Origin of the sequence: Nocardia sp. BMG111209, assembly GCF_000381925.1 — a bacterium.
Lineage (GTDB): Bacteria > Actinomycetota > Actinomycetes > Mycobacteriales > Mycobacteriaceae > Nocardia.
Map to the genome: position 1 here is coordinate 637191 of NZ_KB907310.1, position 12191 is coordinate 649381.

Annotated in this window: 14 protein-coding genes; 6 read left to right on the forward strand and 8 right to left on the reverse strand. The window is 71.1% G+C overall.

Going from position 1 to position 12191, the window contains the following annotated elements; genetic code table 11:
* Window positions 1-24: 24 nt before the first annotated feature.
* The 3 genes from G361_RS0140950 to G361_RS0140960 are packed head-to-tail and all read right to left on the reverse strand — an operon-like array spanning window position 25 to window position 1824.
* Window positions 25-375, reverse strand: coding sequence for a hypothetical protein (locus G361_RS0140950; RefSeq protein WP_019932961.1), 351 nt, complete (start codon window positions 373-375; stop codon window positions 25-27).
* Window positions 376-388: 13 nt separating this feature from the next.
* Window positions 389-1507 (reverse strand): NlpC/P60 family protein, encoded by a 1119-nt coding sequence (locus G361_RS0140955; RefSeq protein WP_019932962.1) that lies wholly within the window; start codon window positions 1505-1507, stop codon window positions 389-391.
* The gene (locus G361_RS0140960) at window positions 1504-1824 is read right to left on the reverse strand and encodes a type VII secretion target (RefSeq protein WP_019932963.1); all 321 of its coding nucleotides are present in this window, start codon (window positions 1822-1824) and stop codon (window positions 1504-1506) included. Before G361_RS0140960 ends, G361_RS0140955 begins: the two co-directional genes overlap by 4 nt.
* A gap of 140 nt (window positions 1825-1964) precedes the next feature.
* Between G361_RS0140960 and upp the strand changes: the two genes are divergently transcribed.
* Window positions 1965-2588, forward strand: a complete 624-nt coding sequence (upp, locus tag G361_RS0140965) for a uracil phosphoribosyltransferase (RefSeq protein ID WP_019932964.1) — start codon at window positions 1965-1967, stop codon at window positions 2586-2588.
* A 17-nt stretch (window positions 2589-2605) separates the two neighbouring features.
* On the opposite strand, the gene G361_RS47645 is transcribed toward upp, so the two are convergent.
* Entirely contained in the window at window positions 2606-2992 is a 387-nt protein-coding gene (locus G361_RS47645) for a hypothetical protein (protein ID WP_155982071.1), read from the reverse strand.
* Window positions 2993-3093: 101 nt separating this feature from the next.
* Window positions 3094-3651 (reverse strand): TetR/AcrR family transcriptional regulator, encoded by a 558-nt coding sequence (locus G361_RS0140975; RefSeq protein WP_019932966.1) that lies wholly within the window; start codon window positions 3649-3651, stop codon window positions 3094-3096.
* 146 nt (window positions 3652-3797) lie between these two features.
* Here G361_RS0140975 and G361_RS0140980 point away from each other — a divergent pair, with 146 nt between their 5' ends.
* Window positions 3798-4604, forward strand: coding sequence for an alpha/beta fold hydrolase (locus tag G361_RS0140980; RefSeq protein ID WP_019932967.1), 807 nt, complete (start codon window positions 3798-3800; stop codon window positions 4602-4604).
* Between the two features lie 9 nt (window positions 4605-4613).
* Here G361_RS0140980 and G361_RS46460 read toward each other — a convergent pair whose 3' ends face one another.
* The gene (locus tag G361_RS46460; RefSeq protein ID WP_019932968.1) at window positions 4614-6209 is read right to left on the reverse strand and encodes a phospho-sugar mutase; all 1596 of its coding nucleotides are present in this window, start codon (window positions 6207-6209) and stop codon (window positions 4614-4616) included.
* A gap of 331 nt (window positions 6210-6540) precedes the next feature.
* Window positions 6541-7320, reverse strand: coding sequence for a purine-nucleoside phosphorylase (locus tag G361_RS0140990; protein WP_026344135.1), 780 nt, complete (start codon window positions 7318-7320; stop codon window positions 6541-6543).
* A gap of 105 nt (window positions 7321-7425) precedes the next feature.
* Between G361_RS0140990 and G361_RS0140995 the strand changes: the two genes are divergently transcribed.
* The 4 genes from G361_RS0140995 to G361_RS0141010 all read left to right on the forward strand — a co-directional run bounded on the left by G361_RS0140995 (window position 7426) and on the right by G361_RS0141010 (window position 11535).
* A complete protein-coding gene (locus G361_RS0140995; RefSeq protein WP_019932970.1) occupies window positions 7426-8334 on the forward strand; it encodes a ribonuclease Z in 909 nt (302 codons plus the stop codon).
* Window positions 8335-8348: 14 nt separating this feature from the next.
* A complete protein-coding gene (locus G361_RS0141000) occupies window positions 8349-9053 on the forward strand; it encodes an enoyl-CoA hydratase/isomerase family protein (RefSeq protein ID WP_019932971.1) in 705 nt (234 codons plus the stop codon).
* A 116-nt stretch (window positions 9054-9169) separates the two neighbouring features.
* On the forward strand, window positions 9170-10354 hold the full coding sequence (locus tag G361_RS0141005; RefSeq protein WP_026344136.1) for an amidohydrolase: 1185 nt from the start codon (window positions 9170-9172) through the stop codon (window positions 10352-10354).
* Window positions 10355-10392: 38 nt separating this feature from the next.
* Complete coding sequence (locus tag G361_RS0141010) at window positions 10393-11535, forward strand: M20 family metallopeptidase (RefSeq protein ID WP_019932973.1); 1143 nt, start codon at window positions 10393-10395, stop codon at window positions 11533-11535.
* Between the two features lie 76 nt (window positions 11536-11611).
* On the opposite strand, the gene G361_RS0141015 is transcribed toward G361_RS0141010, so the two are convergent.
* On the reverse strand, window positions 11612-12097 hold the full coding sequence (locus G361_RS0141015) for a gamma-glutamylcyclotransferase (protein ID WP_026344137.1): 486 nt from the start codon (window positions 12095-12097) through the stop codon (window positions 11612-11614).
* Window positions 12098-12191: the final 94 nt, after the last annotated feature.

Here is a 12191-nt window from a genome sequence, read left to right on the forward strand (position 1 = left end):
GCGTATCCCTTCTCACCCGGAGGCTCACACCGGCCTCATCCAGCTCGTGGGCCCGGTGTCCTCGTCGTCGATGCGGTCCAGCTCGTCCACCGCGGACTGCCGGGTCGGCAGGCCCAATTTGTCCAGCAGTTCCGCGGGCATACCCGATTCGGCCAGCAGCTCCCGGCGACGGGCCTTGGCCACGATCGCCGACCGCTTCGTCAGGCGCAGGATCTCGGCGGCCAGAGCCTTTGCGCCGTAACGATATTCGCTGCGTTCGAAACCGATCTCGACCGGCATGCCCTGATCGGTGGCGCGCACGCTGATGGTGCCGGACCGATTGCTGCTGACCGCCACCGTCACCGCCGGGATCGGCGGCTTCTGCTCGGAATTCATTCGGTGTGCCCCATTACGCCGTCGGCCTGTAGAAGCCGTGGAACGCCATTCCCATGTTCTCCGTTCGAATCGGATCGATGCGCACCGGACTGCCGGCCTCGACCATCTGGCCGTTGCCGACCACCATCGCCACGTGGCCGTCCCAGACCGCCAGGTCGCCGGGCATGACATCGCCGGCCGAGATCGGCATACCACCCTGGTCGGAGGCGATCCGGGGCAGATCCACACCGGCCTGACCGTAGGCCCAGTGGGTCAGCCCGCTGCAGTCCATGCCGACGCCCGGAGTGTTGCCACCCCACACGTACGGGGTGCCGACGGCGCTGATCGCCGCCTCCACCGCGGTCGCGGCCCTCGGATTCGGGGCGATCGTCTGACTGCCGTCCGGCAGGGAGATCGCCACCGCCTCGGGATGGCCGGGCAACAGCGGTGGCGGCGCGGCCATCTGGTTCAGCGGGGCCGGCTGGGTGGCCCGGCCGACGAGATCGTCCACCGCCGCACCGCCGTTGCCGATCAGACCGCTCAGTACGCCGCCACTGCCGCCGAGCAGTGTGGCGGCCTGCCGGGCGCCCTCGGCGGCCAGGCCCGCCAGATCGGTCGGCGCACCCGCGGGCGGCGGCGTGGGCGGCGGCGGAACCAGCTCGGTCATCGAGGCGGTGTGCGTGCCCAGATCCGTCTGCACCCGCGACACGACCGCCAGCGCCCGGCCGAGATGGTCGATGGCCGAGTTCACCACCGTGGCCATGCCCGCCGGGGTCGCGACGGCCGGGCCCAGCGCATTCACCGACTGCACGAAATCCTGCAGGACCGCGCCGATCTCCTGCTGGCCGGACTGCACCGAGGCGGCGGCGAGGCCCACGACGTCGGCCATGGTGACGCCGCGGTCGGAGATGGTGGCCGCCGCGGTCTGCACCCGCATGGCCTTGTCGGTGGCGGCGTCGCCGCCACCGCCCTGCCAGGACGCGTCGAGTTGATCGATGCTCTGCCGGCCGGCCTGTTCGACGCCGTCGACCGCCGCGGAGGACTGCCGCAGCGAATCGGCGGGGCCGCCGGTCGGCAGCACCCCGGTACCGAAACCGGCCAGCAGGTCGGTGATCGGCTTGGTCAACGCGTCCACGTCGAGCACCGGACTCATGTCAGTTCTCCCTCGACGGCGCGCAGCGCATCGGCGTGTTCGAGTTCCGACTCGGCATAGGTGGCGGCCGTGCCGGTGGCGGCGGTGCCCATCGAACCGAGGACCGCGGACAGCTGGCCGATGGCTGCCACGTGCCCCGCGTGGGCGGCGCGATAGGCGTCGACGAAATCGCCGCCGATCAGCCCGAGGATCGGGCCCAGCAACAGTGGATCGGCGGCCGCGGCATGTGCCGCCGCGGAGCCCATCTCACCGGCCAGGCCGGTAGCGGTGGCGCCGTATGTCGCGACGCCCTGGGTGTCGACCGAGAGTTTCTCCATACAACATCCCCCATCGTGCTGTTCTCTTGGCAGGGTACGTCATTCAGCGGGTTGGACGCGCCCTCCCGCACTTCGGTTCCGGTGCGACCGGAAAACTTCCCCGGACACCGCTCACGCTCCGCAGACTCTAGGGTGTGGCCATGCGCACGCTCATCGTGGATCATCCCCTGACCGCCACGTTGCTGACCACTCTGCGGGACGAACGCACCACCAACCCGGGGTTCCGGGCCGCGTTGCGGGATCTGACCGGACTGCTGATCTACGAGGCGCTGCGCCACGCTCCGGTCGCCACCTTCCCGGTGACCACGCCGGTCGCCGTCGCGCAGGGGACGCGACTGTCGCACCCGCCGTTGCTGGTTCCGGTGCTGCGGGCCGGACTCGGCATGGTCGAGGCGGCCAGTGCCCTGGTCCCGCAGTCGCGGGTGGGATTCGTCGGCATCGCCCGCGACGAGGACAGTCACCAGCCCGTGCCCTATATGGAGTCGCTGCCGAAGGATCTGTCCGGCGTGCCGGTGTTCGTGCTGGATCCGATGCTGGCCACCGGCGGCTCGATGCTGCACACCCTGGACCGGCTGCGGGCCCGCGGCGCCACCGACGTCACCGCGATCTGTGTGGTGTCCGCGCCGGAAGGCATTGCGGCGCTGGAGAAGTCGGACCATCCGGTGCGACTGGTCACGGCCGTCGTGGATTCCGGTCTGAACGCGAACGCCTACATCGTGCCCGGCCTCGGCGATGCGGGCGACCGCCAGTTCGGCCCGCGCTGAAGGTGTTCCGGCCGCGTTCACTTCGGACCGGCCTCCGACGGCCCGGTCTCCGGGCGGGCCGATCGCAGGATGCGCCGACCGGCCCGCGGCGTGCGTAGCCGCCGGCTGCGGCCGCGGACCCGCTCGTTGCGATCGCGCAGCCGGCCGCCCCACCGGTCCAGTTGCCGTTCCAGCCGGTCCAACGGGCCCAGGGGCAGCGGGGCCGGCTGCGAGAACAGCTCGATGTGCAGGCAGACGGGGCAGCGGTAGGTGTCGATCGCGTAGCTCGGCCGCTCGCCCGGTTCGAACAGTCTGCCGCCGATGCCCGAGATCCAGCGGCTGACGACCGGCTCGAATCCGGTGCCCTGTACCAAACCGGCCTCCAGGCCGGCGCTTCCGCAATGGGTGCAGTGCAGTTCGCTCACTCTGTGGATGATCGCATCGACGGGCGGGTGATTCGAGTCGGAACGATCAAACATTCGCGCAGAATTCATGCGCGGCAAGCCATCCGGATCGGTTCGCGCGCTCACGCCGCGCGATCGCGGAGGTAGTCGGCGAGCGCCTCGCGGACGGCCGGACGGCGCCGGCCGGCGTGCAGTTCGAGCAGTGCGGCCTCGGCGATCAGGCCGATCCACAGCTGGGCCGCCTCGTGCGGGTGCGGCCGGCCCATGGCCGCGAAATCCGGCCGGGCCACGGCGGCGTTGCGGGCGTTGCGGGCGCCGGCCTCCTCCGCGATCAGCGGTTCCGCGCGCGCCTCGAGCAGCAGCGCCTTCACCCCGCGATCGCGCAGACAGGCCTCCAGATAGGCCTCGGTCCCGGCCAGCAGGCGCTCGCGTCCGGGGTCGAGACCGGCCATGGCCGTGCCGATCTCGGCCTCGAGCCGGTCGTGGAATTCCCGGTGCAGCGCGAGCAGGTAGCCCGCCCGGGAGCCGAAATGGTGGAAGAACGTGCCCTTGGCGACGCCGAGCTCCTCGACCAGCGCGTTCACGCTGAGCCCCGCCAGGCCGACGCGTTCGGCCAGGCGCAGGCCACTGTCGATCAGTGCCGATCGGGTGCGCGCCGCCGCGTCCTGCCTGAGATTCATTGCCGATCAACCTATCCGAGCGCCGCGGCGGATCCGCGGACCGGGCTTGTGCGCTCCGCGCGCCGACGATACCCTTTCGCTGACCGATCGGTCATTGAGCGACCGGTCGGTCAGCGAATTACTCGACGAGAGGACGGTGAGAGCCGATGCGGATCGCGCACACGTCGGCGGGCGAGCTGGCGTACGAGGTCACCGGGGACGGGCCGCCGGTGGTGCTGCTGCACGCGAACGCCCACGACCACCACGATTTCGACCCGATCGTGCCCGCGCTGGCCCGGGCGCATCGGGTGAGCGCGGTGGACTGGCCCGGTCACGGCGTCACCGCCGCGAATCCGGCGATCACGGCCGTGGCACTGGCCGACGCGCTCGCCGAATTCGTCGCCGGCCTCGGTCCCGAACCGGTGGTGCTGATCGGCAGCTCGGTCGGCGGATTCGCCGCGGCCCGCCTGGCGATCGAGCAGCCGGCCCGGGTCGCCGGTCTGGTGCTGGTCAACACCGGCGGATTCGCGCGGCGGACGCCGTTCACCCGCGCCTACTTCCGGATCTACGCGTCGCGCCCGGTCTCCCGGTGGCTGCTGCCGGTGATCGTGCGCGCTTACCTGCGGCCCGCCGGCCCGGCCGATCGGGCCGTCGCCGAGCGGACCCTCCGATTCCTCGGCACCGCGCGGGGCCGGGCGACCTACACCTCGATGTGGCGCAGCTTCGGCGACCCCGGCTACGACCTGACCGCCCGCGCCGCCCGGATCACGGCGCCCACACTGGTGGTCTGGGGCCGGCGCGATCCGGTCGCGCCGCTGTACCTCGGCCGGGCGACGAGCCGGCTCGTCCCGGGCGCCCGGCTGGCGGTGCTGGACACCGGGCATCTGCCCTTCTCCTCCGCGCCCGACGAGTTCCTGGACGTCGTCCTGCCCTTCGTGCGGTCGGCGCACGAGCGGCACGAGCATTCGGGCTGACGAGCCGGCTCAGAGCTCGGCGCAGAACTTCCCGATCTCGGTGAGTTGTTGCGCGGCAAGTCGTTTCGCTTCCGGCAGCGCCGCACGATCCGAAACCGGCTGCACCACTTCGATATAGCATTTGAGCTTCGGCTCGGTACCCGACGGCCGGACCACCAGTCGCAACCCGGGCCCCTCGAATATCACCGCGTCCGTGCGCATCCGGCCGCGGGCCCGCAGCAGATCGGTATGCGTCACCGGCACCCCGGCGATGCTCTCCGGCGGCGTGCCGCGCAATCGGCCCACCACGGCCGCCGCCGCCGCCGGATCGGCGAGCCGCAGCGAGACCTGATCGCCGGTGTGCAGGCCGAACTCGACCGCGTAGTCGTCGAGCACATCGGTCAGTCCCCGGCCGGTGACGGCGAGCCGGGCGACCAGATCGGCGGCCGCGACCGCCGCCGAGATGCCGTCCTTGTCGCGCACCGCCGCCGGATCCACGCAGTGCCCGATCGCCTCCTCGTAGGCATACACCAGGCCGTCGCCGGCGCGGGCGAGCCATTTGAACCCGGTCAACGTCTCGGCGTAGCGCGCGCCCCGGGCCGCGGCGAGCGCGCTCAGCAGCCGCGACGACACGATGGTCGTGGCGACCAACGCATCCGGCGCCGCGCCGCGCAGCACGTAGTCGGCGAGCAGCACACCGGTCTCGTCGCCGCGCAACATCCGCCACCCGTCCGGCCCCGGCACCCCGATCGCGCACCGGTCGGCGTCCGGATCCAGCGCGACGGCGAGATCCGCGCCGATCCGCTCGGCCAGCGCCAGCAGCAGATCCGCCGCCCCCGGCTCCTCCGGATTGGGGAAGGGCACCGTCGGGAAATCCGGATCCGGTGCGAACTGCTCCTCGACCGCGTGCACGTCGGTGAATCCGGCGGCCCGCAACGCGGCCACCGCGAGCTCCCCGCCCACCCCGTGCATCGGCGTCAGCGCGATGCGAAGGCCGTTGCGCGCCACGGTGTTCCGCGCGAGTCCGGCACCGCGCGCACTGTCGCCCGATTCGTCCGGGCCGCCGATGCGCCGCGGCAGTTCCGCGACCCTGGCCAGATATCGGCGCACGAGTTCCTCCCCGAGGTCGGTGACCGAGGCACCCGTCGGCAGCGACAGGATCGCGGGGGAGGGGGCGGCGGCCCGCGGATCGGTGCGCGGCACCGGGTCGCGCACGGCGTCGATGCACGCCTCGATCTCGCTGTCCGCAGGCGGGATCAGTTGTGCGCCACCGTCCAGGTAGACCTTGTAGCCGTTGTCCGCGGCCGGATTGTGCGATGCGGTGATCTGCACGCCCGCAACGGCTTTCAGCTCACGAACGGCGAAGGCGAGTACCGGGGTGGGCAGTGGCCGCGACAGTGGCAGCACCGTGAAGCCCTCGGCGGCAAGGACTTCCGCCGTCACCGCCGCGAATTCCGCGGAGCCGTGCCGTGCGTCGCGACCGACGACGATCAGCCCGCCGCCGAGGCACCGATCCCGCAGCCACCGGGCCAGCCCCGCGGTCGCCCGCGCCACGGTATCGACGTTCATACCGTCGGGCCCGTCCTGTAGCGGCCCGCGCAGTCCGGCCGTTCCGAATCGCAGCATCGCTCATCCCTTCCTTCCGGCCGGTGTACCCGCACCGATCCATCTCTCGAGCGGAGGCCGCTCAGCACCGATGGGCTCGTAGCCGAGGCTGTGCGGCCGGATCGTATTGCCGGGGGACCCGGAGCTGTCCGACCGGGCCGTCCGAGGTGGACGGCACCTCCGCCGGGACAGGGCACCGGCGGCCGGTCGCGGCGACGGCGACTCCCGGATCCACGCTCGAACCGGCCGCGACGGTCTCGGGCCTCGAATATGCCTGCGGCGCAAGTTGATCCGCCGGCGACGCGGCGTCGGTGCAGCAGCCGCGGGCGTTCGCGGACGAGTACCCGCATACCTACAGGCGCTCGAGCACCCCGCGCAGCAGTTTGCCGAGGCGGGGGGCGGCGGCGTTGCCCTCGGCGAGAACCTCGGCGTGCGAGAGGTGGGCGCCGGTGACGCCGGCGGCGAGGTTGGTGACCAGCGAGATGCCCAGCAGCCGGACGCCGAGGGCGCGGCAGGCGATGGCCTCCAGCACGGTCGACATGCCGACGAGGTCGGCGCCGATGGTGGCGAGCATGCGGATCTCGGCGGGGGTCTCGTACTGCGGGCCGAGCAGCCCCGCGTACACACCCTCGGTCAGGCTCGGGTCGATTTCCCTTGCCAGCGCACGCAATTCGGGATCCCAGGCATCGACCAGATCGACGAATTCGGCGCCGGTGAGCGGGGTGCGGCCGGTGAGGTTGACGTGGTCGGCGATCAGCACCGGCTCGCCGACCCGCAGTCCCGGCCGGATGCCGCCCGCGGCATTGGTGAGCAGCACCGTGGTGGCCCCCGCCGCGATCGCGGCCCGCACGTTGTGCACGACCAGATCCGGCTCGTGACCCTCGTACAGATGCCGGCGGCCCATCAGCAGCAGCACCGGGGTGCCGCCGACGGTGACCGAGTGGATCGTGCCCTGATGTCCCTGTGCGGTGGGCGATCCGAAGCCCGGCACCTCCGCCATCGGCAGCGACACCGTCGGTGCGCCGATCTCCGCGGCCGCGTCCTGCCAGCCCGATCCGAGCACCACCGCGACCCGGTGGCGCGTGACTCCGGTACGTTCGGCGATCGCCGCGGCGGCCTGTTCGGCAAGCATGCGGCCCACCATAATCCTCCGCGGCGGTCGCCGCCGCACCGGCCGTCCGCCGCCGGCGCGTGTCTCCACGCCGGATTTTCCGCCGGGACGCGGCAGGATGGGGGCGTGCGTGAACTCGTGGTGCTGGGGACGGCCAGTCAGGTGCCGACCCGACAGCGCAACCACAACGGTTATCTGCTGCGCTGGGACGGTGCGGGATTGCTGTTCGACCCCGGCGAGGGCACCCAGCGGCAGATGCTCTACGCGGGCGTGTCGGTGACCGGGGTGACCGCCGTCTGCCTCACGCATTTCCACGGCGATCACATCCTGGGCCTGCCCGGTGTCATCGCGCGGCTCAATCTGGACCGGGTGCAGCATCCGGTCGACGTCTGCTTCCCGGCCTCCGGCGTGGACATCTACCGCCGGTTGCGGGACGTGGTACCGGAATTCCCGGGGCTGCGGGAGCATCTCGTCGGCGCCGCCGGCGCGATCCCGCTGCCGGACGCCGCATTCGATCTGGCAGCGGTGCGGCTGTCGCATCGCATCGACTCCTTCGGCTACCGGCTCACCGAACCCGACGGCCGCCGCCTGCTGCCGGAACGGCTGGCGGAGTTCGGCCTCGGTGGGCCGGTGGTGGGCCGATTACAGCGCGAGGGCGTGGTGTCCGCGCCGGACGGCCGCACCGTCACCCTCGACGACGTCTCCACGGTCCGGCGCGGCCAGCGCTTCGCCTTCGTGATGGACACCCGGATGTGCGAGGGCGTCGAGGAACTCGCGGAGGCGGCCGACATGCTGGTCATCGAGGCCACCTTCCTGGACGCCGAGGCCGACCTGGCCCGCGAGTTCGGCCACCTCACCGCCGCCCAGGCCGCCGCCGTGGCGCAGGAGGCGGGCGTGCGCACGCTCGTGCTGACCCATTTCTCGCAGCGATACGCCGACCTGGAGGGACACCGCCTGGAGGCGCGCAAGCATTTCGACGGCGACCTGGTCGTGGCGGAGGATCTGATGCGGGTGCCGGTTCCGACCCGCCGGTAACTTATGCTCGCGTCATGCCCTATGTGACCCGTGACGGGGACGTGTTCGTGCTCTACCTCGGCAACGAGGGTCAGACCGACAGCGAGAACCGTTTCCACCCCGATTGGCTCGATCGGTTCGAGGCGTTGCTGGACGAGATCGAGGCCTCGGAGGGACCGGCGGCGCTGGTCACCGTCTCGACCGGCAAGTTCTACACCAACGGTCTCGACACCGACTGGCTGTTCGGCAACGTCGACAAGCACTACTGGTATCTGGACCGGGTGCACGCGCTCTACCGCCGGCTGCTCACCTTCCCGATGCCGACGGTGGCCGCGGTCAACGGCCATGCCTTCGGCGCCGGCGCGATGCTGGCCACCTCGCACGATTTCCGGGTGATGCGCGCCGACCGCGGGTACTGGTGCCTGCCCGAGGTGCACCTCGGCATGCGGTTCACCCCGGCGATGAATTCGCTGCTGGTCGAGCGACTGCCCAATCAGGTCGCCCTGGAGGCGATGACCACCGGCCGCCGCTACTCCGGCACCGACGCGCTGGCGGCCGGCATCGTCGACGACACCGCGACCCCCGACGAACTGCTGTCCGTCGCGGTGACCCGGGCGGCCGCGCTCGCGAGCAACCGCAAGCCGAACCTGCCGGTGATCAAGCGCCACCTGCACGAGCGCGTACTGGCGGGCCTGGCGGTCCCGACCACCGAGGAGAACATGGCGTTCACCGCCGAATAGCCCACCGGGCGCGCTCGCGCCCACAGTGCAACACTGAACCCATGCCGCAGGGACACAGCGCGAGTGGTCAGGGCTCGGAGGCGGCGGATTCGCGGGTGTCGCCGGTCGATCTGCGGCTGACCACGCGCGCCGATGCCGCCATTGCCGCGGCGTCGGCGGAGTTGATCGCGCTGTCGCACGCCATCCACGCCGAGCCGGAGCTCGCCTTCGGCGAGAAGCGCAGTGTCGCAAAGGCTCTCGCCCCGTTGCGGGCGCGCGGATTCACGATCGAGACGCCGGTCGCGGATCTGCCCACGGCGTTCACCGCGAGCTACGGCAGCGGGGAGCTGGTCGTCGGGCTGTGCGCGGAGTACGACGCGCTGCCGGAGATCGGTCACGCCTGCGGGCACAACATCATCGCCGCGGCTGCCGTCGGCGCGGCGCTGGGCCTGGCGGAGGTGGCCGACGCCTGCGGGATCACGGTCACCGTGTTCGGCACCCCGGCCGAGGAGAGCGGCGGCGGCAAGGTGCTCATGCTCGAGCGCGGCGTCTTCGATCCGGCCGCGCTGGTGATGATGGTCCATCCCGGCCCGTTCGACATCGTCGCCACCCGCTCGCTGGCCTTGGCAGATGTATCGGTGACATATCGCGGTCGCGAGGCCCATGCCAGCGCCGCTCCCGAATACGGCCGCAACGCGGGGGATGCGGCCACCGTCGCCCAGGTCGCCCTCGGCTTGCTGCGACAACATCTGAAGCCCGGACAGCAACTGCACGGTATAGTTGCCTCGGGCGGCGTGGCCCCCAACATAGTGCCCGGACATGCGGAACTGCTGTATTACCTACGCGCAGGCGACTCCGCAACCCTCGACGATCTGATGCAACGCGCGTCGGCTTGTTTCGAGGCCGGAGCACTGGCTACCGGATGCACCCATGAAATCCGGCCGCTGGCACCTCGGTATACGGAGCTCACGCCCGATTCGGCGCTACTCTTTGCTTATCGCGAGCAAATTCTCGGCACCGGCCGGGTTCCGCTCGCCGACGAGGTCGCGGCAACGCGGCCCCTGGGCAGTACCGATATGGGAAACGTCACCAACGTGATTCCGGGCATCCACCCGGTCATCGGTATCGATGCCGGTGGCGCGGTGACCCACCAGCCCGAATTCGCGGCCGCATGTGTGACCGCCTCCGCGGACCTCGCGGTCCTCGACGGGGCCACCGCGCTGGCACGTACCGCGATCCAGGTCGCGGGCGATCGAGTACACAGAGACAGGCTCTCGGAGCACAGGATTCGCAGAGCATCGCGACAGGAGGAACGTCGGTGAGCACAAGCGGCCGGTCCGTCCGGACCGGCACGGACGCAGTGGAAGCGTGGCTGAGCGAGCACTCGGAGGACTTGATCGGCTGGCGGCGGCATCTGCACGCCAACCCCGAACTGTCCCGGACCGAATTCGCGACCACCGAATTCATCGAGACCTGGCTGGTCAAGGCCGGGCTCGAACCGCGGAAACTGCCCAGCGGCACCGGCTTACTCTGTGACATCGGCCCCGACACACCACGTATCGGCCTGCGCGCCGATATGGACGCGTTACCCCTGCAGGAGTACACGGGCTTGTCCTTCGCCTCCACCGTCCCGGGCGTGTCGCACGCCTGTGGCCACGACGCTCACACCGCGATCCTGCTCGGCACCGCGCTGGCACTGGCCGAGCTGCCCGATCTGCCGGTCGGCGTGCGCCTGGTGTTCCAGCATGCCGAGGAGGTCATGCCCGGCGGCGCCATCGATATGGTCGCCGCGGGCGCGATGTCGGGTGTGTCCAAGGCGTTCGCGCTGCACTGCGACCCGCGCCTGGAGGTCGGGCGCGTGGGCCTGCGGGTCGGCGCCGTCACCTCGGCCGCCGACACCGTGGAACTCGTTCTCGACTCACCGGGCGGGCACACCTCGCGCCCCCATCTGACCAGCGATCTGGTGTACGCGATCGGCACCGTCATCACCGGCCTGCCGGGCATGCTCAGCCGGCGCGTCGATCCGCGGACCAGCACCGTGATGGTGTGGGGCGCGGTGTCGGCGGGCAAGGCGCCGAACGCGATCCCGCAGACCGGCATGCTGACCGGCACCGTGCGCACCGGCGACCACACCACCTGGGCCCTGCTGGAACCGCTGGTGCGCGAGATCGTCGAGGGCCTGCTGGCCCCGACCGGTGTCCGGTACCAGCTGAACTACAAGCGCGGCGTCCCGCCGGTGGTCAACGACGAGCAGGCCGTGCGGATGTTCGAGGAGGCCGTGCGCACCCTCGGCCCCGACGCGCTGGCCGATACGGCACAGTCCGGCGGCGGCGAGGACTTCTCCTGGTATCTGGAGGAGGCGCCCGGCGCGATGGCCCGCCTCGGCGTCTGGTCCGGCCAGGGCGGACAGCTCGATCTGCACCAGCCGACCTTCGACATCGACGAGCGGGCGCTCGGCGTGGGCGTCCGCGTGCTGGCGAATCTGGTCCTGCAGCAGCACTGATCGATCGGCGAGCCCGTAGCGCTCCCGGCCCGGCCTCCGGAAAATCCGGAGGCCGGGCCGGTGCGCGTCCGGCGGTCTAGCTCAGCCCATAGGAGGTACCCGGGCCGACGTTGCGGCTGTTGCGGGTGCGCAGGGCGTGCGCGTATTCGCCGGGGGCGCCGGCGTTCTCGGCGGCGTCGGCGATGACCCCGAGGTAGCGCGCCGAGGGCAGGCCGCCCTCGTACGCGTCGAGCACGTACAACCAGGGCAGGACCGGTTCGGTGCCGGTCCCCGGATTCGGGGTCACGCGTAGCCGGATCTTCTTGTGGATACCGAAATCCGAACCCTCCCAGCGATCGAGGCTCTGCTCATCCTCCGCGGAGACGTCGTACAGCACGACGAATACGCGAGATCCGGGCTCCTCGACCACCGTCGCGAGCGGTCCCTCCCAGCCGATGTCGTCGCCGGCGAAGGTCAGGCGCCAACCCTCGAGCCATCCGGTCCCGTACACGGGGGAGTGCGGACAGCGCTTGAGCATCTGCTCGGGATCCATGTTGGACCCGTAGGCGGCGTATATCGGCACTGGGAAAGCGTAGCGAACAACCGGCCCGGCTCCCCCGGCAAGGTTGGGATTAATTGTCACCATCGCGTTGCACGTGGGTTGCCGCGGCCCGTGG

What these genes read in the sequence shown, in the direction of transcription:
- G361_RS0140950 (WP_019932961.1), bottom strand. Translation starts at nt 375, where the DNA reads ATGAATTCCGAGCAGAAGCCGCCGATCCCGGCGGTGACGGTGGCGGTC.
- G361_RS0140955 (WP_019932962.1), bottom strand. Translation starts at nt 1,507, where the DNA reads ATGAGTCCGGTGCTCGACGTGGACGCGTTGACCAAGCCGATCACCGAC.
- G361_RS0140960 (WP_019932963.1), bottom strand. Translation starts at nt 1,824, where the DNA reads ATGGAGAAACTCTCGGTCGACACCCAGGGCGTCGCGACATACGGCGCC.
- upp (WP_019932964.1), top strand. Translation starts at nt 1,965, where the DNA reads ATGCGCACGCTCATCGTGGATCATCCCCTGACCGCCACGTTGCTGACC.
- G361_RS0140975 (WP_019932966.1), bottom strand. Translation starts at nt 3,651, where the DNA reads ATGAATCTCAGGCAGGACGCGGCGGCGCGCACCCGATCGGCACTGATC.
- G361_RS0140980 (WP_019932967.1), top strand. Translation starts at nt 3,798, where the DNA reads ATGCGGATCGCGCACACGTCGGCGGGCGAGCTGGCGTACGAGGTCACC.
- G361_RS46460 (WP_019932968.1), bottom strand. Translation starts at nt 6,209, where the DNA reads ATGCTGCGATTCGGAACGGCCGGACTGCGCGGGCCGCTACAGGACGGG.
- G361_RS0140990 (WP_026344135.1), bottom strand. Translation starts at nt 7,320, where the DNA reads ATGCTTGCCGAACAGGCCGCCGCGGCGATCGCCGAACGTACCGGAGTC.
- G361_RS0141000 (WP_019932971.1), top strand. Translation starts at nt 8,349, where the DNA reads ATGCCCTATGTGACCCGTGACGGGGACGTGTTCGTGCTCTACCTCGGC.